The organism is Burkholderia sp. AU4i (assembly GCF_000466765.1).
Taxonomy (GTDB): Bacteria; Pseudomonadota; Gammaproteobacteria; order Burkholderiales; family Burkholderiaceae; genus Burkholderia; species Burkholderia cepacia.
In genome coordinates, this window is the sequence record NZ_ASSI01000042.1 from 1 (window position 1) to 22,927 (window position 22,927).

The 22,927-nt window shown below is 65.1% G+C and carries 21 protein-coding genes and 1 pseudogene; 11 read left to right on the top strand and 11 right to left on the bottom strand.

Annotation, left to right across the window (positions count from 1 at the left end; translation table 11 throughout):
- Window positions 1-436: pseudogene (locus tag L810_RS08655) on the bottom strand (histone deacetylase family protein); the annotation flags it as partial.
- A gap of 115 nt (window positions 437-551) precedes the next feature.
- On the opposite strand from L810_RS08655, the gene L810_RS08660 reads away from it, so the two are divergent.
- From L810_RS08660 to mqo, 3 genes are all read left to right on the top strand, one after another.
- The gene (locus L810_RS08660; RefSeq protein ID WP_042973821.1) at window positions 552-1,040 is read left to right on the top strand and encodes an Lrp/AsnC family transcriptional regulator; all 489 of its coding nucleotides are present in this window, start codon (window positions 552-554) and stop codon (window positions 1,038-1,040) included.
- Between the two features lie 65 nt (window positions 1,041-1,105).
- The gene (locus L810_RS08665; protein ID WP_021157988.1) at window positions 1,106-1,393 is read left to right on the top strand and encodes a subtilisin-like serine protease; all 288 of its coding nucleotides are present in this window, start codon (window positions 1,106-1,108) and stop codon (window positions 1,391-1,393) included.
- A 522-nt stretch (window positions 1,394-1,915) separates the two neighbouring features.
- Window positions 1,916-3,577 (top strand): malate dehydrogenase (quinone), encoded by a 1,662-nt coding sequence (gene mqo, locus L810_RS08670; RefSeq protein ID WP_175892689.1) that lies wholly within the window; start codon window positions 1,916-1,918, stop codon window positions 3,575-3,577.
- Window positions 3,578-3,608: 31 nt separating this feature from the next.
- On the opposite strand, the gene L810_RS08675 is transcribed toward mqo, so the two are convergent.
- The 5 genes from L810_RS08675 to L810_RS08695 all read right to left on the bottom strand — a co-directional run bounded on the left by L810_RS08675 (window position 3,609) and on the right by L810_RS08695 (window position 8,876).
- Complete coding sequence (locus L810_RS08675; protein ID WP_124469656.1) at window positions 3,609-3,869, bottom strand: hypothetical protein; 261 nt, start codon at window positions 3,867-3,869, stop codon at window positions 3,609-3,611.
- Between the two features lie 223 nt (window positions 3,870-4,092).
- Complete coding sequence (locus tag L810_RS08680) at window positions 4,093-4,350, bottom strand: PAAR domain-containing protein (RefSeq protein ID WP_021157990.1); 258 nt, start codon at window positions 4,348-4,350, stop codon at window positions 4,093-4,095.
- 22 nt (window positions 4,351-4,372) lie between these two features.
- Window positions 4,373-5,032: a hypothetical protein gene (locus tag L810_RS08685; RefSeq protein ID WP_042973826.1), complete on the bottom strand. Its 660-nt coding sequence runs from the start codon at window positions 5,030-5,032 to the stop codon at window positions 4,373-4,375.
- 99 nt (window positions 5,033-5,131) lie between these two features.
- Window positions 5,132-6,010, bottom strand: coding sequence for a hypothetical protein (locus tag L810_RS08690; RefSeq protein WP_042973827.1), 879 nt, complete (start codon window positions 6,008-6,010; stop codon window positions 5,132-5,134).
- Window positions 6,011-6,014: 4 nt separating this feature from the next.
- Complete coding sequence (locus L810_RS08695) at window positions 6,015-8,876, bottom strand: T6SS effector BTH_I2691 family protein (RefSeq protein WP_306415654.1); 2,862 nt, start codon at window positions 8,874-8,876, stop codon at window positions 6,015-6,017.
- A 534-nt stretch (window positions 8,877-9,410) separates the two neighbouring features.
- On the opposite strand from L810_RS08695, the gene L810_RS08700 reads away from it, so the two are divergent.
- Both L810_RS08700 and dbpA read left to right on the top strand, forming a co-directional pair.
- Window positions 9,411-9,608 (top strand): hypothetical protein, encoded by a 198-nt coding sequence (locus tag L810_RS08700; RefSeq protein WP_021157994.1) that lies wholly within the window; start codon window positions 9,411-9,413, stop codon window positions 9,606-9,608.
- On the top strand, window positions 9,605-11,002 hold the full coding sequence (gene dbpA / locus L810_RS08705) for an ATP-dependent RNA helicase DbpA (protein ID WP_021157995.1): 1,398 nt from the start codon (window positions 9,605-9,607) through the stop codon (window positions 11,000-11,002). Before L810_RS08700 ends, dbpA begins: the two co-directional genes overlap by 4 nt.
- A 129-nt stretch (window positions 11,003-11,131) precedes the next feature.
- On the opposite strand, the gene L810_RS08710 is transcribed toward dbpA, so the two are convergent.
- A complete protein-coding gene (locus L810_RS08710) occupies window positions 11,132-11,956 on the bottom strand; it encodes a phosphate/phosphite/phosphonate ABC transporter substrate-binding protein (RefSeq protein WP_021157996.1) in 825 nt (274 codons plus the stop codon).
- Between the two features lie 298 nt (window positions 11,957-12,254).
- Between L810_RS08710 and L810_RS08715 the strand changes: the two genes are divergently transcribed.
- Window positions 12,255-13,280: a fatty acid desaturase gene (locus L810_RS08715; protein WP_021157997.1), complete on the top strand. Its 1,026-nt coding sequence runs from the start codon at window positions 12,255-12,257 to the stop codon at window positions 13,278-13,280.
- A gap of 240 nt (window positions 13,281-13,520) precedes the next feature.
- Window positions 13,521-14,723 carry a benzoate/H(+) symporter BenE family transporter gene (locus L810_RS08720; protein ID WP_021157998.1) on the top strand — a complete coding sequence of 401 codons (1,203 nt, stop codon included), beginning with the start codon at window positions 13,521-13,523 and terminating at the stop codon, window positions 14,721-14,723.
- 34 nt (window positions 14,724-14,757) lie between these two features.
- On the opposite strand, the gene L810_RS08725 is transcribed toward L810_RS08720, so the two are convergent.
- Both L810_RS08725 and L810_RS08730 read right to left on the bottom strand, forming a co-directional pair.
- Window positions 14,758-15,645, bottom strand: a complete 888-nt coding sequence (locus L810_RS08725) for an NmrA family NAD(P)-binding protein (RefSeq protein WP_021157999.1) — start codon at window positions 15,643-15,645, stop codon at window positions 14,758-14,760.
- 153 nt (window positions 15,646-15,798) lie between these two features.
- Complete coding sequence (locus L810_RS08730; protein ID WP_021158000.1) at window positions 15,799-16,722, bottom strand: AraC family transcriptional regulator; 924 nt, start codon at window positions 16,720-16,722, stop codon at window positions 15,799-15,801.
- Between the two features lie 194 nt (window positions 16,723-16,916).
- On the opposite strand from L810_RS08730, the gene L810_RS08735 reads away from it, so the two are divergent.
- Window positions 16,917-17,111, top strand: coding sequence for a hypothetical protein (locus tag L810_RS08735; protein ID WP_021158001.1), 195 nt, complete (start codon window positions 16,917-16,919; stop codon window positions 17,109-17,111).
- Between the two features lie 41 nt (window positions 17,112-17,152).
- Here the strand turns inward: L810_RS08735 and L810_RS08740 are convergent, their stop codons facing one another.
- The gene (locus tag L810_RS08740; RefSeq protein WP_021158002.1) at window positions 17,153-18,106 is read right to left on the bottom strand and encodes a LysR family transcriptional regulator; all 954 of its coding nucleotides are present in this window, start codon (window positions 18,104-18,106) and stop codon (window positions 17,153-17,155) included.
- Window positions 18,107-18,206: 100 nt separating this feature from the next.
- Here L810_RS08740 and L810_RS08745 point away from each other — a divergent pair, with 100 nt between their 5' ends.
- From L810_RS08745 to L810_RS08755, 3 genes are all read left to right on the top strand, one after another.
- The gene (locus tag L810_RS08745) at window positions 18,207-19,565 is read left to right on the top strand and encodes an NAD(P)/FAD-dependent oxidoreductase (RefSeq protein WP_021158003.1); all 1,359 of its coding nucleotides are present in this window, start codon (window positions 18,207-18,209) and stop codon (window positions 19,563-19,565) included.
- Window positions 19,566-19,889: 324 nt separating this feature from the next.
- On the top strand, window positions 19,890-20,324 hold the full coding sequence (locus L810_RS08750; RefSeq protein ID WP_021158004.1) for a hypothetical protein: 435 nt from the start codon (window positions 19,890-19,892) through the stop codon (window positions 20,322-20,324).
- Between the two features lie 179 nt (window positions 20,325-20,503).
- Window positions 20,504-22,123, top strand: coding sequence for a histidine-type phosphatase (locus L810_RS08755; protein ID WP_021158005.1), 1,620 nt, complete (start codon window positions 20,504-20,506; stop codon window positions 22,121-22,123).
- 90 nt (window positions 22,124-22,213) lie between these two features.
- Here the strand turns inward: L810_RS08755 and L810_RS08760 are convergent, their stop codons facing one another.
- Entirely contained in the window at window positions 22,214-22,744 is a 531-nt protein-coding gene (locus L810_RS08760) for a YcxB family protein (RefSeq protein WP_021158006.1), read from the bottom strand.
- Window positions 22,745-22,927 lie beyond the last annotated feature (183 nt).

Consider the following 22,927-nt stretch of genomic DNA (forward strand, 5'->3'; position numbering starts at 1 on the left):
CGCTCGACAGCAGGTCGGCGCCGGTGAGCGCCGAGTTCGCGCTCGCGCTCACGGCGTCCCACGTGCCGGCGTTGATCGGTGCGCCGGCGTCCATCGCGTAGAAGCCGAGCTTGCCGTCGATGAAAGCGGGCGGCGTCGCGGCGGCCGGCATCGCGCGCACCGGCCACACGAGCGGCAGCGCCTGGCAGGTGCGGCCCGTCGCGGCCCACTCGTCCCACGCGCCGGCGAGGAAATCGACGTAGCGCGCGCTGTGCGCGGCCGCATAGTGCGCGCGATCGAACGGTTTCGGCGCGATGACGTCGCCCAGTCCTGCGGCACGCACCTGCGCGAGCACCGTCTCGGCGCGAAGGGGGTTTTCGAACGAATCGGTGATCGCGCCGTCCTTCAGTTCGACGCCGCGATGCAATTGGTGATCGCTGCTGTAGACCGTGAGCATGGTTGACTGTTGCGGTGAGGGTGGCAACAGTTTATTGACCACAGGCGGCAATAACTTTGCTTTCGACGCGCGCGTTTCGTACAATTTTGAGAAAACCGCCTACGGAATCCCGGAAATGAGCAAAATTCGCGCTTCGGCCGAACTGGATGGCGTGGACCGCGCCATGCTCCGCCTGCTGCAGGACGATGGCGCGCTGTCGAACGCGACGCTCGGCGAGAAGCTGTCGCTGAGCGTCACGCCCTGCTGGCGCCGCCGCAAGCGGCTCGAGGACGAAGGCGTCATCACCGGCTACCAGGCGAATCTCGACCGGCGCGCGCTCGGCATGAACGTGTTCGCGTTCGTGCAGGTGACGTTCAACATGCATTCCGACCAGGATTCCGATCACTTCGAGGAGGTGATGCGACGGCACGACGAAGTGACGTCGTGCCACAAGATCACCGGCGCGGCCGACTACATCCTGCAGGTCGTCGCGGCCGATCTCGATGCGTACGCCGAATTCGTCGAGCGCGTGCTGCGCAAGCAGGCCGGGGTTTCGTCGATCCAGTCGAGCCTCGCATTGCGCGAAGTGAAGTTCTCGTCGCGCGTGCCGGTGCCGGGCGCCTGAACGACGCGGCGAACGCAGGGGCCGTCAGCCGATTCTCCGAATACTCATCCCATGGAGCACCACCTATGACGCGTTTCGTCCCTTCCCTGTCGCTGGCCACCACGCTGGCCTGCGCGTTCGCCCTGAGCGCCTGTGCCGCACCATCCACGCCGCCGGCCCAATCGTCGGCGCCGCCCGCACCGCCGATGGTCGGCAGCGATCGCGACGCGCACGGCTGCATCGGCTCGGCCGGCTATTCGTGGTGCGAAACGACCCAACGATGCGAGCGGCCGTGGGAACTCGCGAAGCAGAAGGGTTTCGCGAATTCGGCGCAAGCGTACGACCAGTTCTGCCGGAACGCTGCCGCCAGGTAAAGTGACGTGACGTCGCGCGATCGTGTCGCGGCACGCTGCCGCGACACGACGAGATACAAACAAGACGCTCCCGAAAAACCGTCACGATCCCGCGCAGTTATCCACACGTTTCCCGGTTCCGCCGACCGTCATTCCGGAAACCCGGACACGCAAAAAACCCCACGAAAACAACGGTATTTTTCGTTTGTGACACAGCAAACGAGTTCGGTTACATTACGCGCCCCTTGCCACCCCGCCCCCCGCAAAACGCGTCGCGCGCGGCCTCTTTCCACGCAGCCTGAAGCGCCTTCCGCCCAGGCTTGCCGCAAGGGCCCGGGCGCGTCGTGCGCCACTGTGACGCAGGCGCTTGCCTGCCCGCGGGAAGCCGATCCGAAGGTGTCCTTCCCGATGGTTTCGCGTGCGCAAATGCAACGCGGCGCGGTGTCGATCCGGAATTCCGGATTCGCGATCCGGATCTCCGGATCGACGTTTCACCGCGGTCGACACGCACGCCGGGCGGCTTGGCAAACCGATGCATCCAAGTTGAAAAAGGGATCTGCTGTGATCAAAACGTTACGGGTAATACTGTCGGCGCTCGCGCTGTGCGTCGCCGCGTCGTCCGCGCACGCCGCCGATACGAAGAAGGTCGACGTCCTGCTGGTGGGCGGCGGCATCATGAGCTCGACGCTCGGCGTCTGGCTGCACGAGCTCCAACCTGACTGGTCGATGACGATGGTCGAGCGCCTCGACGGCGTCGCACTGGAAAGCTCGAACGGCTGGAACAACGCCGGCACCGGCCACTCGGCGCTCGCCGAACTCAACTACACGCCGGAGAAGGCGGACGGCAAGGTCGACATCTCGAAGGCCATCGAGATCAACGAGTCGTTCCAGATCTCGCGCCAGTTCTGGGCGTGGCAGGTCAAGCAGGGCGTGCTGAAGAACCCGCACTCGTTCATCAACTCGACGCCGCACATGAGCTTCGTGTGGGGCGACGACAACGTCCGCTTCCTGAAGAAGCGCTACGAGGCGCTGCAGGCCAGCCCACTGTTCCGCGGCATGCAGTATTCGGAAGACTACGACCAGATCAAGCAGTGGGTGCCGCTGATGATGGAAGGCCGCGACCGCAACCAGAAGGTCGCGGCAACGTGGACGCCGATCGGCACCGACGTGAACTTCGGCGAGATCACGCGCCAGTTCGTCGGCTACCTGAAGACGCAGCCGAACTTCACGTTGTCGCTGTCGAGCGAAGTGCGCGAGATCACGCGCAATGCCGACGGCACGTGGCACGTGACGTGGGTCAAGCTGCACTCGGATGAACCGGCGCAGTCGGTCGACGCGAAGTTCGTGTTCATCGGCGCGGGCGGCGGTGCGCTGCATCTGCTGCAGGCGTCGGGCATCCCCGAGGCGAAGGACTACGGCGCGTTCCCGGTCGGCGGCTCGTTCCTCGTGACGGAGAACCCCGAGGTCGTGAAGCAGCATCTCGCGAAGGCGTACGGCAAGGCGTCGGTCGGCTCGCCGCCGATGTCGGTGCCCCACCTCGACACGCGGATCATCGACGGCAAGAAGATCATCCTGTTCGGGCCGTTCGCGACGTTCTCGACCAAGTTCCTGAAGAACGGTTCGTACTTCGACCTGGCGAAGAGCACCAACCTGCACAACGTTGCGCCGATGATGCGCGTGGGCGTCGACGAATTCCCGCTGGTCCAGTACCTCGCCGGCCAGCTGATGCTGTCCGACGACGACCGTTTCAACGCGCTGAAGGAATACTTCCCGAACGCGAAGAAGGAAGACTGGCGCCTGTGGCAGGCCGGCCAGCGCGTGCAGATCATCAAGCGCGACCCGGTGAAGGGTGGTGTGCTGAAGCTCGGCACCGAGATCGTCAGCTCGCAGGACGGCAGCATCGCGGGCCTGCTCGGCGCGTCGCCGGGTGCGTCGACGGCCGCGCCGATCATGCTGAACCTGATGAAGAAGGTGTTCAAGGACAAGGTCGCGACGCCCGAGTGGCAGCAGAAGATCCGCCAGATCGTGCCGAGCTACGGCACGAAGCTGAACGACAGCCCGGCGAAGGTCGTCGAGGAATGGACCTACACGAGCGACGTGCTGCAACTGGCGCCGCCGCCGAAGATCGACATGGCGACGCCGTCGCAGGCAACGGGCACGGTCCCGGCACGCCCCGCGAAGGCGTCGGCTGACATGGCGCTGTGATGCGCTGAGCGGCAACGCGTGATTTGAACGGCTATCCGCGAGGATGGCCGTTTTTACGTGCGCGGGCCGCGCCTCCTGCATGGTGGTCCTTGCCGCAGGACTCCAGGACGTTGGCGAACGTGACCGACTCAGGCTCGATCAGTGCGAGGAAGGCTTCGCACTGCGGCGGCCCCCGCCAGCCGTCGCAGATGTCCCAAACAGACTGCTGGCTGGTAGCGAACAGAAGGTCGAGATAGGTGCCGTCTCGCAGCGTCACCAGATGACGCGACAGGAATCCCGGTTGATGCCGCAAGTTGCAGGTATCCGAATACGCCACTTTCCACGAAATGCATGGTATGCGAGATCGTGTCGTGGATCTGCACGACTTCGTGGCGTATAACCTGGCGCAGGTCATCGATTTGCACACGGCGGATCGCCGGGACATTCCCACTCATGTTGCCTGACTCCGAGACGAGTACCTGCTCGCCATCGGGACCTTCGAACAGATAACTTCCGACTGCTTTCAACAGCCGCTGTCACTCCACCTGCCATCCTGCTTCGCCCTCGACCAGAGTGCCGCCATGGCTCGTGGTGTCGCCTTCGCGCGCCACCGGCTGGCCTTCGATCTCCGTGCCGGGCGAGCCGGTTTGAATCTCCGCACCGCAACTGATGCGATCGCCGACGCGCGCGATCGCTCGGCCGTTAATGGCAGCGGACTCGGCGCCGCTGACAACGGTTCCGTCGCCGTGGATGGGACAGCTGTGTCGGTGGCCGACGAGTACGATAGGTCGCATATCAAGCTCCTTATGGTTTGTACTACTTTTGAATATCCTGGCGCCTACTAGCGAGCAGGCGAAGACCACCGAAGATGCCGATCGCCAAGGCAGGTAACGAGGCCAGGGCGAGCTTCATAGTCACGACGGTGATGGTGAGACCGACGCAACTGACCACGATCAGCGCGCCGAGCACCTTGGCCAGCCTCGTGCCGTGGAAATGGCTCTGCTTGATCGGCACCGTCGGGTGGTGCGACCGCCACGTCGCCATGGCTGGGCCAAGCGCCGCCTGGAAGTCCTTGTAGCCGGGTGTCTTGCGGTTACCGAGCAAGGTGAGCGTTGGCTGCTCCCGGCGCGTGAGTCGGATCAGTCCGTCCAAGGTATACGCGGTGATACTGTCAAAGGGGACTGTTCCATAGCGCTTGAAGACCAATGAATCGGGTGTGACGTGCACCACGTCTTTGGCAGGCGGGTACACCACGTGGGCCAGGATCAACGGAGTGGCGATACAGACGACTGTCAGCGCCGCGATGGCAAGAAGAGATACTTCGGTGAGCGATGGGAATAGCGCGAGTATCGCCACGACGAACAGGGGAGAAAAAAGCGCCGACAGCGGGGCGACCTGGTGCCACTTGGTGTAGATAACCACGTTAGGTAGGTCGTTGACTCCGTTGGTGTCCGTTTCGAGGCTGGGGTTGTTCATGCAAGCGCACTCCAGAAAATATTTGATCGGCAGCTTCGAGACCGTTGGGGTGTGATGTTGTGTTTCCGGTCGTTCGATAGAGTGGATAATCGCGTCGCCTCACCTCGTGCAGCGCGTCGGCTCTCCCCCATTCAGTGCTTCCGAAGGTGGCGGTGCGCTGCGCACGTTGAACACGCGGCACACCACATACCAGCACAAGGCGGAGAACAGGTTGTACGGGAACAGGATCAGCCACATCGGCAACAGCCAATTCTTCTTGCCTTGCCACTCGCCCGGCTCGCCGCTGCGCCATGGCGCATAGTGGCGCCAGGCTTCGGCCGGGGTCAGGCAGATGCAGTGTAGCGGCACGTACCACCAGTTGGGCTCGCCGGGCGGCGGCAAGTGGTCCAGGCCCTTCTCCATGAACTGGTAGATGTATTCCCACACCTCAGCGATGTAGCGCGGGTCGGGGTCATTGGGCGCATTGCTGTCGACCCAGAGTACGGTGCGATCTTGCTCGTCACCCGGTGCCGGCCGTGGGCCGAAGGCCAATGCGAAATTCGTGCTGAAGGATCGGCCGCCGAACTCGTTGCGCACGAATTCGGCGCCTTCGGTCCGTGCCCAGTCGAACGCAATCAGGGTCTTGTTGCGCTGGTAGTAGACCTTACGCGTTTTGCGATTGAAGTAGAAGTTGGATAACCGCTTGATAAAGAAGATGCGGTACCAGACAAGAATACAAACAAACGCGGGAAACACCATGATTATCGAGTAACCTATCAATAGATCGGCACTGACATTCCCCGTGAAAAATACCAAGTACGTAATGACAAAAACGCCAGCCAAGGTCATGGAGATATACATCTTTCCCATGAATATGGAATCCGCTACCGACGGATTCCGTAGACAGAGGACATCCCGATCAACGCTGACCAACTGATCGCGGATGGCCTGCGCCACACCGGTACGCGTCTGTCGAGAAAATCGCCATGTCATCGCCATCGGTTCAACGCTCCAATTGAAATTGCTCGGTGGCCTGTGCGCTTTCATCCAGGCCCTGATTAGGCATGTAATAGATGCGCAAAGCCATCCGGTAGACCTCCGTAACTTCCTTCTTGAAATGGATGACCAAGCCACTGCGTGTGTCATAGCAGGTCGGGTTACCGACAACGCAGATGTTGCCTTGCTCCAATATCTCGGACCAATGGCTTTGCCCCATGACATAGCCGCGTAGCAGGACCGCGAATTCCACAGTGGTCGTGGTTTGTGGTACCTGGTTTGTCGCGATCCTGCCCCAATCCGGGTATGACCACTCCAACAGTTTGCGGTGCCAGGTGCTGTCGATGCCTTTGATCCCGATGGCCTCGGCGTCTTTCTTGGTCAGCAGCACAGGGGCGTAATAGGCGGCGTACCAGGCCTTGATTTCTTCGTGGACGCCGGGAAACGGCGGCAGTTTCCCGTTGGCGTCCAGCTTGATGTCATCGCGTTTTTCACCATCGTTCAGGCGCTTGCCAAAGATGCCGCGTGCCGCCCAGAGTTCGATGGGGCTATGAATGCGGGCCGCTGCTTGCGCGTGGAGCCAAACCCCGCCGGCAAGAACACCTGCCCCAAAAAGCACAATCGCGGCGGCGGCCCAGCCAGCTACCGGAATCACCGCCGTCGGGGCAGCGATAGCCAAACCGGCCTCTAGGATTAAGGCAGACCCTGCCGCCACTGCTATTCCACCTGTAGCGGTATAGAAGCCAGCAGTACTATCACCGTTCCGGATCTGTCGGACCATCTTCGCAGAGTCCGAAAGGAACCCGGAGACAATCGTCGGATACCCCAACAACCGACTGAACAGATTGCCGGTAATAAAACTCATCACGCCGTTACCGAACGCCATACCAGGCGCGTTGGCGGTGTAGCGCAGCACGATGATCTTATAGGTGGAGCGAGCGCTGGCGCCCGTTGCCACCAACGCTCCAGTCACACCCAAGATGGCGGAAGCGAAGCCCGCCGCGTTTTCGAAGGACGGGTCGCTGCAAAGGCTGGCATAAGCGCTCTTGAGAGCGATGACGTTGAAGTAAAGCATGGCGACGTTCAGTGCGCCGCCACCGGCGGTGGTCGCCAGCGCAGCGATATTAGGGCGTACCCGCTTGATCAACGTCGCTTCGACGGTGACGGTGCGGCTGCCACTGACACGTACGCGCTTGATCTCCTCGAAGTCCGCCATGCCGGACTTCACGAACTTGTCCACCTCTTTGCTGAGGGGATCGGTGAGCGACTTCGTATTGGTGACGCCGTAGCGTGCGCTTAGCAGACCCAAGGCCTTCTCTGCATTGGCTTCGGCAGCGGCGGCGAGCACCTGCTGACGCAGGTTGCGGCTGGCGTCCCAGCGGGTCTTGCCCTGCAGGCGCTTGAGCGTCACGGTGGTCACCGCTTCGGCGGTGAGATCGGTGATGCCGGCGGCGGCCGGGAAGCGCCCGGCCAGACCCTCGATGACGCCATCGGCAGCGCCCAGCAGCACGCCCACCGCATCGGCCTTCTGCTTGAACGGGTTGTATGGGGCGAGCGCGAGATAGAGCGGACTGTCGGGCTGGTCCAACCAGGCGCTCAGCCGTTGAAAGCGGGCGTCCTCGTCGTCCGTGCCCGGCAGGGCCTGGCTCATGGGATGGACCATCAGGGCCAGGGTCATTTCCAGGCCCCGGGCGGACGACTGCTCATCGCGGTCATAGGTGGCCAATGCAGCAGCCAGACTGGTGGGCTCGTTACGATGGCGGGATTCGGCGGTAGCCAGCCATTGGTCGTGGTCGGTGCAGGCCTGGAGCGCGGTGCGCAGGTGGTTGCGTAGTTGCGCTTCGCGTTGATCGCGTTGGGCCAGGAACTGGTGGTATTTGGCGGTATCGATACGATCGCCCAGGCGGTTGCCGATGGGTGACACCCCCTTGTCGGTGAGCACCTGGTAACGCAGTTCGGAGGGCGTGGCCCGGCGCTGCTTGCCCCCCACCTGCTTGTGCTGATACTCGTCGCGTAGCTTGACCAAGTCGTCTGGCTTAGGCTTGTTGACGGGGTACATGCTTTGCAGCGTTTGATCCAGCACCGCGGCGACCAAGTTCTTGTGGTGGTAGTCCTTGCTTTGGGCGCTGAGTTTTTCCACGTCCAGGCGGAAGCAGGTGGGCACGCTGGGCACTTGGGGCTGGTCCTTGCCTTGGCCCGCGGCAGCCTGACCCTGCTGCGTCGGCAGAATGTCGCGCAGTTGATGCTGATAGGCGGCAACCGACAGGCCGAGATCCAGGCTGATGCCTTCGGCGTCGTTGAGCACGACCACCACGGGCACGCGCGGCTGGGTGAAGCGATAGTGCTGGCCCTGGGCCAGGAAGGTGCTGACGGGCAAGTCGTCCTTGCCGGCGTGGCTGCTCCAGTTCAGGGCGATGCGCTGGCTCTTGGGCTTGCAGTCTTCAACCCACTTGCTCAGGGCACTGGCGGGCAGCACGTGCGGCTGGCTGGACGGGGCCTTTTCACCGGAGGTCAGCTCGGCCATGTCGAGCCGGCGCATATGGCGCTGGCGCATGGCCGGGTCGGACGTGATCCTGGTGGTCATGGCGTTGGTCCACAGGTGCGGGCTGTAGCCGATCCAGACCTCTTTGGCCTTGTCCTGGCAGGTGTCGGCCCACACCCAACCCATGCTGTTTCCGGTTTTGTAACGATCCTTGCGGTGATACTGCTCGAGGCTGCCGTACTTGAGTTCCTTGTAGCGCCCTTCACCGTCGTATTCGTGGATGACCAGCTGTTCGCCCTTCGTTCCTTTCATGAACACGTAGACGTAGCCCGGTCGCAGGGCGCGCAGGGTGACAGCGCATGCTGGACGTCCGGCAGCGATAGTTATCTATTGCCACACTCGCGTCTATGGGACAAATTCGAAAACAGTTGCATTCGAAACTAAACCACGGCCAGTCGAATGAAAGGTCACAGACAAAGAACGGTGGCGAGACGAGTATCTGAACGGATTCGGGCAGAAGCGCCGCAAGATCGCCAATTTCGTACCGCGTGGTCAATGCGAATCCGGCATCGGTCTCCGCCGAAAGCCAATGCCGGCACCCAGTGCATGCTGTTCTCGATGCGCCAACACGCTCGCCGGCCTACGCAACTCGCGCTGCGCCGGAACGCAAGTTCGACACGTAGTAACGCCGCACGCCGTCGCGAAACAGCCTGCGCCACCACGTATCCGCTAGAATTGCGCCACGCGCGTTCCTGTCCTGTGATCGCGCCCCGATCCATCACCATCCCGACGAACCATCACGCGAACGGCTGCACCGCGCCCCGCCCTTTCGCGCGGACGCCGCGCGCCACGACCGCGCAATACCGGCGCCCTTACCCGACATGCCGGGGCGCCCAACCGAATTCAGCTGGAGAAAAATCCGTGTTTACCTGCCGAAACCAGAGCTGCGGCACGCAGTGGGAACAGTCCGACGTCGTCATCAAGGACGAAGGCCAGGGGCTGCTGTTCCGCTGCCCGCTGTGCGGCGCCCGCAACTACCTCGAGCGCTTCGAGGACGATGAAGGCAACGTCGCCTACGAACAGATGGAAGGCAAGCCTTACCTCGGAGACCTCGAATGACCCAGCCGACCGCCACGCCCTTCAGCGCGCTGCCGCTGACGCCGGCCACGCTCGCCAACCTCGCCCAGCTCGGTTATGTCGACATGACGCCGATCCAGGCCGCGAGCCTGCCGATCGCGCTGGCCGGCCAGGACCTGATCGCGCAGGCGAAGACGGGCAGCGGCAAGACCGCCGCGTTCTCGCTCGCGCTGCTGGCCCGCCTCGACGCGCGCCGCTTCGACGTGCAGGCGATGATCCTGTGCCCGACGCGCGAACTCGCCGACCAGGTCGCGCAGGAAGTGCGCCGCCTCGCACGCGCCGAGGAGAACGTGAAGGTGCTGACGCTCTGCGGCGGCACGCCGATGCGCCCGCAGGCGCAGAGCCTCGAGCACGGCGCGCACATCGTCGTCGGCACGCCGGGCCGCATCATGGATCACCTCGATCGCGGCAACCTGAAGCTCGACGCGCTGAACACGCTGGTGCTCGACGAAGCCGACCGGATGCTCGACATGGGCTTCTTCGACGACATCGCGAAGGTCGCACGGATGTGCCCGACCACGCGCCAGACGCTGCTGTTCTCCGCGACCTATCCGGACGGCATCGTCAAGCTGAGCCAGCAGTTCCTGCGCAATCCGAAGGAAGTGAAGCTCGAGGAGCGTCACGACAACAGCAAGATCCGCCAGCGTTTCTACGAAGTGACGGAGAACGAGCGTCTGCATGCGGTCGGCCAGTTGCTGAACCATTACCGGCCGGTGAGCACGATCGCGTTCTGCAACACGAAGCAGCAGTGCCGCGACCTGCTCGACGTGCTGCACGCGCAGGGCTTCCATGCGCTCGCGCTGCACGGCGAGCTCGACCAGCGCGAACGCGACCAGGTGCTGATCCAGTTCGCGAACCGCAGCTGCTCGGTGCTGGTGGCGACCGACGTCGCCGCGCGCGGGCTCGATATCGCGCAGCTCGAAGCCGTGATCAACGTCGACGTGACGCCCGATCCCGAAGTGCACGTGCACCGCATCGGCCGGACGGGCCGCGCGGATCAGGACGGTTGGGCGCTGAGCCTCGCGAGCATGGACGAGATGGGCCGCGTCGGTGCGATCGAGCAGGCGCAGAAGCGTGACGTCGAATGGCATCCGCTCGCGGAACTGAAGCCGGCCGACGACGGCGTGCTGACGCCGCCGATGGAAACGCTGCAGATCCTCGGCGGACGCAAGGACAAGATCCGCCCGGGCGACGTGCTCGGCGCGCTGACCGGCGACGCCGGGTTCGACGGCAAGCAGATCGGCAAGATCAACGTGACCGAGTTCTCGACCTATGTCGCGATCGAGCGCGGCGTCGCGCGCGACGCGCTGCGCAAGCTCAATACGGGGAAAATCAAGGGCAAGCGGGTCAAGGTCCGGTTGATGGACGAGGAGTAATGCCTGCGCGCGCCGTGCGACTTGCGCGGCGCGCGCCCGGCATCGTCGGATACTGACGCCTCCCGTTGCGCGTCGATCCGGTTGAGCGCGGCGCAGCGGTGCTCACAACGCTCATGCCGCTCACATCGTTCACGCCAGCGCGGGATACCCGTGCGCGGCGGCCTCCTGCGCGAATCGCTCGATCGTGTCGTAGTCGTTCGGCAACAGCCGCTCGAATCCCTTCAGCCGCAGCACGCGCGCGCGTTCCACATCGGCCGCGACCGCGACGTCGAGCGCATCCTGCAATGCGGCGACCCGTGTGTCTTCCAGCGCCCGCGATGCGACGAACGGCAACCCCGGCGCGGCGGCAGTCATGCCGATGACCCGGATGTCCTTGAGCAACCCGGGCAGCGCGTCGCCCACATACGCGAACGTCACGCAGTCGATCGCCGCGCAATCCGCTTCTTCCGCAGCCAGCGCACGCAATACGTTAAGGTGCGAGCCGAGCGCGGTAACCGAGCCGAAGAAGCGTCCGTCGAGCGCATGCGGTGCGACCGCATGCCGAAGCGCGTTCATCCCGCTGTGAGAGTCGTCGCCGTTGAACGCGGCCCGCAGCCCCCGGCAGGCGGCGAGCGTCGTCGCGCCGCCCGCATGGGCGCGTGCCGACACGACCAGCATGCTGCGGTATCGCGGGCCGTCGCAGCCGTCCGCATCGAAACGCGGTGTCGCGATCAATCGCACGTCGTCGCGCAAGCCCAGCATCCGGTACGGAAAGCCGCAAGTCTGCGACAGCAGCAGATCACCACGCCGCCACAGCGCGTGCAGGTCGCCGAACGGTTCGTCGGGCAGCGCGACGTCGGTAGGGCCGCCTGCGTTCGCGAACGCAGCGAGCGCGTCGCGCAGTAGCGCGCGCCACAGCACGGCATGGCGCGGCGTCACGTTGTACATCGGCAGGGCGGCGATCCATTGGCTCATGCAGGCATTCTACGCAGCGACGGCGGCACAGTGGAACCCGGTTCATCGCGCCGGAACGGGGCACGACCGCCAGGCCGCGCGCCCGAAGCTTATCGGCCGCGCGGCGATAAGCAAATGCGAATCGATTGGTTGGCCGTGCCGGGCGATCCCGGTACCGTCGTGATGCCTGCCCGAGCATCGCGATCGCCGCAATGCCGGACAGGCCGACCGTGATCCGCGAGACACCTGCGCACCGGGCCGAGCGCACCGGTTCCATCGCTCGTTCCCCGCACTGCCCGTTCAATCCTGCCTCAACGCCATGGCCGAATACTTCGACGTCGACCACGCGCGTGCGATCGCCGCGCTCCACGCCCGCTTCACCGCCCGCACCGAATGGCCGACCTGGCTGCTGGTCGCCGTCATCTACGGCGGCTGGCTGGCCGTGCTGCTGCTCGTGCGCAACGGGCACCTGTCGCTCGCAGCCGCGACGCCGCCGCTGATCCTGCTCGGCGCATGGCACATGTCGCTGCAGCACGAACTGCTGCACGGCCATCCGACGCGTTCCGCGTTCGTGAACAAACTGCTCGGCTATCCGCCGCTGACGGTCTGGTATCCGTACACGCTGTATCGCGACACGCACCTCGACCATCATCGCGACGAAGACCTGACCGTGCCGGGCGTCGATCCCGAAACGAATTACGTGACGCGCGAACGCTGGGCGCGGCTGCCGCGCTGGCGTCGCGCGCTGACGGTCGCGCGCAAGACTTTCATCGGACGAATCGTCGTGGGGCCGCCGCTCGCCATCGCCGCGACGGCCGCCGATGCGGTCGCCAGGTTCCGGCGCGGCGACTTCCGCCATCTGCCGATGTGGATCATGCACGTAGCCTGCGTGGTCGTGCTGCTCGCATGGCTGCAACGCGAGATCGGCGTGCCGTGGTGGTACTACCTGCTGGCCGTCACGTGGCCCGCACTGTCGCTCGCGATGATCCGCTCGCTGTACGAGCACCGCGCCGCGCGGCACCCGAAGGCACGCATCACGATCAACGAGGCCGGCTTCGCGATGCGGCTGCTGTACCTGAACAACAACTACCACCTCGTTCATCACGACCTGCCGAAGCTGCCGTGGTACGACCTGCCGCGCGCGTACCGGATGCGGCGCGACGCGTATGCGAAGAAATGCGGTGGCTTCGTGATCCGCGGCGGGTATCGCGCGTTGCTCGCGCGCCATGCGTGGACGCCGACCGATACGCCCGTGCATCCGTTCGACCAGGGCACGGCGTCGCTGTCGACGGGGAGCGGGGTGAAGGTGGCGGTGGTCGACGAGGTGCTGCAGATCAGTACGTGACGTGCGGCGGCGCCGCACTTCTTCGTGAAGCAGCCGGATTCAGCGACGCGGGCGTCAGGCCGTACGGCCGCCGATTCGTCCGCCGCGTCGCATTTTTCTTACGAAATGCCGACGATGCTGCTCGTGCCCGCGCATTGCCAATTGCGCCGCCAATGCCCAGAATGACGGCTCATCCGGGGCTTCCAACAATCATTTGCCCCGGCTCTGCCTCGCGGCCGCGCGCCGCATTCCCCGACGACGATGCAACCGAACTCCCCGCCCGGCGCAATCCGCGCGATCGGCAACGACTGGTCCGTTTCCGCGATCACCGCGGGCTTTCTCGCGGTCCTGATTTCCTACGCGGGCCCGCTCGCGATTTTCTTCCAGGCGTCGCAGGCCGCGCACGTGTCCAATGAAATGGTGTCGTCATGGGTCTGGGCGATCTCGATCGGTGCGGGCATCTCGGGCCTGTTCGCGAGCTGGAAGCTGAAGGTGCCGGTCGTCACCGCATGGTCGGCACCCGGCACCGCGCTGCTCGTCGGCCTGTTTCCGCAACTGACGCTCAACCAGGCCGTCGGCGCCTACATCACGGCCGCGCTGATCATCCTGCTGATCGGCGTGACCGGCTATTTCGACCGGCTCGTGCGTCACATTCCGCGCGGCATCGCATGCGGGATGATGGCCGGCATCCTGCTGCCGTTCGGCACGCACGCGTTCGCCGCCGCATCGGAGCAGCCCGCGCTCGCGTTCGGGATGATCGCGGCCTACGTGATCTTCAAGCGCCTGCTGCCGCGCTACAGCATCGTGCTCGTGCTGCTGACGGGCGCCGCGCTCGCGACGGCGCTCGGGATGACGCATCTCGGCAACGTGTCGCCGAGCATCGCGCGCCCGATCTTCATCGCGCCCGAATGGACGCTCGGCACGACGCTCAGCCTCGCGCTGCCTCTCGTCGTGGTGAGCCTCACCGGCCAGTTCCTGCCGGGCATGACGATCCTGCGCGTGTCCGGCTATCACACGCCCGCGCGCCCGATCATCACGGCGACCAGCGTGATGTCGCTCGTGGTCGCGTGCTTCGGCGGGATCACGATCGTCGTCGCGGCGATCACCGCGGCGCTGTGCACCGGCAAGGACGCGCACGAGGATGCGGGCCGGCGCTACGTCGCCGGGCTCGCGAACGGTGCGTTCTACCTGGTCGGCGGGCTCTTCGCGGGCACGATCGTCACGGTGTTCTTCGCGCTGCCGAAGGCGTTCGTCGCGATCCTCGCGGGGCTTGCGTTGATCGGCGCGATCGGCGCGAACGTGCACGGAATCTTCGAGGACGAGAATCACCGCGAGGCGTCGGTGATCACGTTCCTTGCGACGGCGTCAGGCATGACGTGGCTCGGGCTCGGTTCGGCGTTCTGGGGGATCGTGATCGGATCGTTTTCGTATGCGCTACTGAACAAGGTGCGGCGACAGGCGTGATGCGCCACGCGCGCAACGCTCGCCGCCGCGTCGCTCAGCGCGCGTGCTGGCGCAATAGCTGCACGAGTGCATCGGCCGGCGCCGTCGCCCCGTAAAGCCGCTCCGACACGCCCTCCTCGACGTCGATCTGTCCGGCGTTGTGCACGTCGTAGAGATCGACGATCAACTGCGCATGGCGTTCGCTGAGGCCCGCGCGCAGCAACGTCGCGGTCCAGGTGTCGCGCGGCAGCTCATGCGCGACGATGGCACGGCCGGCCGCCGCGCCGAGCGTATCCGCAATCGTCGTCACACTCACCCGCTGCGGCCCTTCGACGCTGACGATGCGCGGCCCGTTGCCGCCCTCGGGCGCATCGAGCAGCAACCGCGCCGCGACGACGCCCACATCGGGCGCCCAGATCGTCGGGAACACCTTGCCGACAGGATGGTGGAAGGTCGGCAGCACGCCGGTGCCGAGCGCCACCGGCAGGATGCGCGTCCAGTTCTGCAGGTGCTCGGCCGAACGTAGCAGCGTCAATTGCGTCGGGATCGTTCTCAGCCGTTCCTCGAGGTAATGGAACAGACGCGTGATGCCCGTGTTGCCTTCGCGCTCCGCGCCGTAATCCGACAGGGCGAGCAGCGCAGGCGGCGGGTTGGCGGCGAGCGCGGCGGTCGCGACGTCGATCGTACGCATCATCGTCGCCGCCGGATCGGGGTCGGCGACCGGCACCGGGCACAGTATCTGTACGGCCTGTGCGCCGTCGATTGCCGCAGCTATCGCGTTTGCGTCCGTCAGCTCGGCGATCACGACATCGCAGCCGAGCTGCGCGAAGCGTTCACGATGGCGTGCGTCGCGCAACACCGCGCGCACGGGATGGCCGGCGTTGCGCAAGGTCGTCACGGTCGACTGGCCGACGTTGCCTGATGCTCCGAAGATCACGAACACGATCCGCTCCTGGGGGGATGAAGGTGGGGTGATTGTCGGGTCGGGCGGAGGGAACGGCGCGCAGGGAGGGATGAATACAGCAGGAAAGGATGACGGGATGCGGGGCCGCGCACGGATCGCGCTGCGCCCCACCCACCCGTCACGCCGCCGAGGCTAGCGACGCGAGGGCTTCGCGTCCCCCTCGCCGTCATACGCCAGCCTCAACCCACCCCGCTCCCCCGATCGCGCAATCTCCGTCGGTGTCGCACCCACCACGCGATTCATCCAGTTCGCCATGTGACTCTGGTGCGCAAACCCGGCTTCGAGCGCGATCTGGCTGATACTCAGCCGACCTTCGAGCAACAACGCCTTCGCCCGCTCGACGCGGCGCCGCACGACATACTGGTGCACGGGCATCCCGAGCGTTTCGCGGAACAGCACCTTGAAATGCGGGACGCTGATCGACACGAGCGCCGCGAGTTCGGCAAGCGTCATGCGCCGCTCGAGATTCGCTTCGACATAGTCGATCACGCGTGCGGCCGCCTTCGGCGCGAGCGTGCGGCGGCGCTCGCGAAACGCCGGCTGGCCGTCGACCAGCCGCGCGACGAGCGCCGTGCACAGGCTTTCCGCATAGAGCGGATCCGACGCGTCCTCCGCTTCGAGTTCGGCCGCCATCGCCCACGCAATGTGCTGAAGGCGCGGGTCGCGCACCTGCAGCCGGCGGCGGATCTGCCCCTGCGACGGCTTCAGTTCGAGCTGCTCGACGGTGCGCCGCACGAACGTGTCGCTGAGCATGATGTGCAGGATCCGGCAGTCGGCGCTGTCGGTCCACTGGCCGGGCAAGCCGGCCGGAATCACGTCGACGTCGCCATGCGCCTGGATACGCGATACGCGCTCGCCGTCGCACACGCAATCCGCGCGAACGGGCCCGCCGATATGCACGCCGATCCGGTGATGCTCGGCCGCCGGAATCCGGTAGGTGCCCGCGCGGATTTCCAGCAGCGACGCGCCGAAGCCCTGCCAGCCGAGCCCGCGGCTGGAGCGCAGGCTGACCGGGACGCCGTTGTCCGTCGGCGCCGCGAGAATCGCATCGCTCATGGCCTTCCTCCGGTTGATGGGGATGTCGAACGCGCATTGTGACGCGTTTTTGGCCCGCCTGCCGGGCCTGCCGGCGGCTCACGCGGGCCGAGCAGAAAAAGATCATCCGTTTCTGCTCGGGGCCATCCTTGCGTGTGCGCCGGCCGGCGCCGTGCCGCTTACGATGGCCCCATCCGACACCTACGGAGACCGTCATGCCTCACTGCCTCGCGCAACGCACCGCGCTCACCGCGCCGTCGCCCGCCGCCACCCGCCCCTCGTCCGGCCCCCGCTCCCGCAACGACCGCACCACGCTCGCCGCCCGGTGCCTGCGCGTCGTCGGCTGGTACCGGCTCGAACGGCTGCTCGCGTCGATCCCCGACAGCAACGACGACTTCGGGCTCGTCTGACCGGCCGCGCGGCCGGTGTCGGCGCGGCCGGCATCGTCTACCTACTTGCGCCGCCGCTCGTGCGGTGCCACCGTCGCGCCGTCGATCACCGGCGCGCCCTGCTTGATCAGGAAATCGCGGAACAGCCCCGTGACCTGCGAAATGCGCCGGTCGGCGAGCGTGACCACATACCATTCGCGTTCGATCGGGTTGCCGGGGAACGGCAGTTGCCCGAGCAGCCCGGTGCGCAATTCGAGTGCACACGCGTGCAACGACAGGAACGCGACACCGAGCCCGGCTTCGGCCATCTGCTTGATCGCCTCGTTGCTCGACAGTTCGGAGCCCACATGGAAGCGGTGGCCGGCCGTCTTGAACAGGTTCTCGACGGTCGAGCGCGTGCCCGCGCCGCGTTCGCGCACGAGCAGGTGCGCGGATTCGAGATCCTTCAGCGAGATGCGCTTGCGCTGCATCAGCGGATGGCCAGGCGCCGCGACGAACACCATCGGATGCTTCGCGAACTCCACCGCATGCGTACGCAATTCCTTCGGCGCGCTGCCCATCACCGCGAGATCGATTTCATGCGTGGCGAGCATGCGGATGATGTCGTCGCGATTTCCAACCTTGAAATAAGTCTTCACATGCGGACGTGTCGCGGTGAATTTCACGAGCAGCGGCGGAATCAGGTACTCGGCCGTCGTGATCGCGCCGATCCGCAGCGTGCCGCCGAGATCGCCCGTCAGCGCGGCCACTTCGTCGCCGGCCTCGCTCCACAGATGCAGGATCTCGCGCGCATAGCGCGACACGATCTCGCCGGCCGCGGTCAGCTGTACCCCGCGCCCCACCCGCTGCAGCAAGGCGGCGCCCACCGCCTCCTCGAGCAGGCGAACCTGCAGCGACACGGCCGGCTGCGTCAGGTTCAGCTCCTCGGCCGCCCGCGACACGCTGCCGAGCCGCGCAATCATGTCCAGCGCCTTCAGCTGCCGGAACGTCGCGGTCTTTCCTATAAGTGAATACATATGAGTCGCTTATAAACATTAAATTGTTCGAGTGGGTTCGAAACTATATCGTCGGTTCTTGAGCAATGTCATCCGAATCGTCATTCAGCGGGAGCCCCACATGGACAACACCACGCCCAACCTTGCAACGGACCGCGCACCGCGCCTGCCGCGCATCGTGATCGTCGGCGGCGGCGCCGGCGGCCTGCACCTCGCCACGCGTCTCGGCGATACGGTCGGACGCCGCGGGCAAGCCGAAGTCGTGCTCGTCGACCGCTACCCGACGCACTTCTGGAAGCCGCTGCTGCACGAAGCCGCATCGGGCCATCGCGACCCGGCATCGCACACGATCGAGTACGCGGCGCAAGCAAAGCGCCACGGTTTCCGTTTCGTGCAGGGCGCGTTGCAGCGGGTCGACCGCGCGGCACGCACCGCAACGATCGCGGCCGTGCAGGACGCGGACGGCACGGAAATCCTGCCGCAGCGCGAACTCGACTATGACGACCTCGTGCTCGCCGTCGGCAGCGTGACGAACTTCTTCAACGTACCGGGTGCCGCGCGCCATGCGCTGCCGCTCGAAAACCTCGACCAGGCCGAGGATTTCCGCCGGAAGTTCCTCGCGGCCTGCACGAAGGCGAATCACCTGGCCGAGCAGCAGCCCGCGCGACGCGCGGCGCCGATCTGCATCAACGTGATCGGCGCGGGTGCGACGGGCGTCGAGCTGGCCGCGGCATTGCGGCATGCGATCCAGCAGCTGACGACGTACCGCTTCAAGGCGCTGGTATCCGCACGCGACGTGCACATCCGGTTGATCGAAGGCGGCCCGCGCATCCTGCCGGCACTCGACGCGCGGCTGTCCGGCAAGATGCACGCGCAGCTTCGCGCGCTGAACGTGGACGTGCTGACCGATACCCGCGTCGCGGAAGTCGGCGCGGATGCGGTGACGACCGCGACGGGCGAACGGCTCGCGAGCGACATCACGATCTGGGCGGCCGGCGTGGCGGGCCCCGCGATGCTGCGCGAAATCGGCGACATCGCGCTCAATCGTGCGAACCAGGTGATCGTGACCGACACGCTGCAGACGCCCGACGATCCGCACGTGTATGCGTTCGGCGACTGCGCCGCATGCCCGACGGCCGGTGCGAGCGGCTTCCTGCCGCCGCGCGCGCAGGTTGCGTACCAGCAGGCCGTGTATCTGGTCAACGCGTTCGCGCGCCGTGTCGCCGGCAAGCCGGTGGCCGGCTTCACGTTCCGTGATGCAGGCACCGTCGTGTCGCTCGGGCATGCGGGCGCCGTGTACCAGGCCGACCTCGGCGTGCGTTCGCGCTCGCTGATCGTCGACGGGCTCGCCGCGATCGGCCTGTATAAGTTCCTGTATCGCAAGCACCTGTTCAGCGTGGTCGGCGTGAAGCGCGCGCTGTTCCAGTCGCTGAGCCACTGGCTGCAAAGCCGCAACCAGCCGTCGATCAAGCTGCACTGAGCGACGACTCGCACGCAGCATCGCACAACGGCATATCGGGCGGCCATCGCTCGATATGCCGTTTTTTTATATGCATATAACGGTTGCATCCACAACGTGCGCGAGTTTGGTGCATCACATCGAAAACCGTCGATGCGAGGCTTGTCGCTCGAAAAATGTCGCGCGACACGCATCCCGCGCCGGTTCTGGCTGACACCCCGATTCATTAGTCGAATCGTATAGGTCGGATAAAAATATTAATTGGTTGTGTTTTCAGGATCGACGCTAAGGTGTGTGGCATTCCCGTCGGCGAACGGATCATCACGTTTCTGAAGAGGAATCACCGTGGTTATCGAAGCCATCGTCACCCGTCTCGACGCAGCATTCGCGCAAATCGAAGCAACACCGGATTCGCATGAATCGCGTCATCAACGCGACGCGATCATCCAGTGGCTCGACCGGGCATCGGAAGAAGGATATCGACTCGGTCTCGTCACGACGCTGCCGGCTGCACGGCTCAGCGACATGTTCGAAGGCCAGTTCGGCCGCGCGAACCTCGACCGCTTCTCGGTCGTCGTCACCGACGCCAATCAGCAGGACTCCGGATCAAACCAGCATCCTTTCGACGTCGCACTGCAGGCACTCGGCGTACCGCCCGAACGCGCGGTGGGGATCGCGAGCAGCGAACCGGAGCGCCGGGAAGCCGAGCATTTCGGCCTGTCGCGCTGCGTGAACATCACCGACACCGTGCGCTCGATCGCATCGGCCGGCCTGCACTGACCGCCGGCACACCGGCTGGCGACGGCCGGCCACCCTCGATCCGGCGGCCATCCGACGATTGCCCGACCGAATCCTGACATTCTGCTGTCAAAGTCGCTTGCAACACTTCCGGGCTTGATCGATCCCTCCCGGAGACGGGACGACGCGAAACCGCATCGTCCCGCCCGTTGCACACCACGATGACACGCCCGACCCGCACCGCCGCCGCCCTTGCCGTTGCCTGCCTGCTGCTCGCCGCTTGCGGCGGGGACGATTCGACACCGCCCGCGGCCTCGGCCGACAACAGCGGCTCGACGCCCGCACCGCAACCGCAACCCCAGCCCACGCCGGCACCCGCGACCTATTACCAGACGAAGACGCCATACCGTCCGCAGCAGGACGCCGCGACGTACGAAGCACCGCCCGCCGGCTACGCGCCCGTCTACACCGAACTCGTCGCGCGCCACGGCTCGCGCGGGCTGTCGGGTTTCAAGTACGACGGCGCGATCTACGCGATGCTGGTCAAGGCCGAAGCCGACGGCGCCCTGACCGCGCTCGGCGCACAGCTCAAGGCCGATACGTACGCGATGATGAAAGCCAATGCGCTGCTCGGCTATGGCGTGGCGGGCATCTCCACGCCCGGGTACGGCAACCTCACGCAAACCGGCATCCGTGAACACCAGCAACTCGCCGCGCGCCTCGCGCAGCGGCTGCCGGCGCTGTTCGCGGCCGGGAACCGGCAGATCGTCGTCGTCAACTCGGGCCAGGACCGCGCGGTCGACAGTTCGACCTTTTTCTCCGCGTCGCTCGTGGCCGCGCAACCGGCACTGGCCCCGGCGATCACGCTGCCGGCCGCGCCGTCCGGTTATCCCGCGAGCGCGCCGGTCGCGCAGCCGGCCGGCACCAACCGTTTCCTGCTGTACTTCCACTCCCTGAAGCCGGCCACCGACCTCGTGACCGATGCGGGCAATCCGTACTACGCGACCTACCAGGCGAGCCAGGCCTACCAGGCCTATGCGAACGACGCGACGGTGGCCGCAAAGCTCAACGCGATCAAGGCCGCGCCGCAGGCGGCCGACGTCGCGCAAACGGTGCTGTCCGCGCTCGTATCGCAGGCATTCATCGCGAAGCTCGGCACCAGCGGCTACACGTTCGCGAACACGGGCACCTATGCGTTCACGTCGGCGGACGGCAAGTTCACCAACACGCTGAAGGGCGACGGCAAGACGAAGATCGCGACGGCTGTCGATGCGGTGAACGTGCTGTACAACCTGTTGCAGGTCGCGCCCGCGATGACGGCGGAAACGGGCGGCGTCACGATGGAGAAGTACATCGGCGCGGAGCAGGCGCAGTATCTCGCGTATCTGCAGGATGCGGAGGACTACTACCAGAAGGGGCCCGGCATCCAGGAAGCGAACCCCGTCACGTACCGGATGGCGAAGGTGCTGCAGGACGATTTCTTCGGCGAAGTCGATGCGATCGCGCGCGGCGACCTGACCCACGCCGCGAAGCTGCGCTTCACGCACGCGGAGATCATGATTCCGTTTGCGTCGATCATGAACCTGAAGAACGTGTTCGTTCCGACGCCGCAAGCGCAGACGTACACGTACGCGAACAACCCATGGCGCGGCGATCAGGTGTCGCCGATGGCCGCGAACATGCAGTGGGATATCTATCGCAACGGATCGCGTCTCATCGTGAAGATGCTGTACAACGAGCGCGAAACGGATTTCCAGGCTGCATGCGACGGCGCGAAGCTCACGCCCGGCAGTCACTTCTACGACTACGCGGGGTTGAAGCAGTGTTACGGGTATCAGTGACGTGATGCAGGCAACGCCGCGCGCGACAAGCCCGTTTCGAAACCCGGACGCTGCACCTCGCCCGGGTTTCAGCATGCACGCGCCTGCCTGCTAGATCTTGCGGACGCCGTTCTGAAGCAGCGTCCGGTGCAGGAGGTCCACCTGCGACGCCGCGAGCACCCGCTTCGGGATGAGGCGGAACATCACCGCCGACTGATAAAGCAGGATCACAAAACGATCCTCGCTCCAGTGAACGAGATCCGCGAAGCGAAATTCCTCGTGCGAGGTCGGGGAATCGACCACGAAATGGTCGCTGCGCCAGATGACCGTGTGCGGCTGCTGGAGGGTCTTTTGCTGGCTGTAGATCTTGCGAGCGGCACGACGCAACAGCAGATGGTTGAGCAGCGGCACGCCGATCGTGACCACCGCCGCGATTCCCACCATCCACCAGACGTTCCGCCAATCCGGCAACGCGCCGCTTGCCACCCGGAAACCACCGAACAAAAGGACGGCATACGCTATCGACGTGATCGCGAATGCCTTGAGCAGATATTTCCAGTTATATCTGCGCCAAAGATTCAGGCGGTAAGCGTGGACCAGATCGTCCACCGTCGGTTGAAACACGATATCGGTATCGCTCATGTGCGGGCTCGGAATGTTCGCTGTTTTTATGCTTGCGCTGGATTGTTCACCGCGAGCGCCGCGATGCGGACAGTCGGCGACGCGTGCGCAGGGTGACCTGCAAACGAAGCCGCGCGAAAGCGCCGGCCATTCGATGCATGGATCGCCAATATACATGCGCAGAACGCGGACTCAGGCGAATCG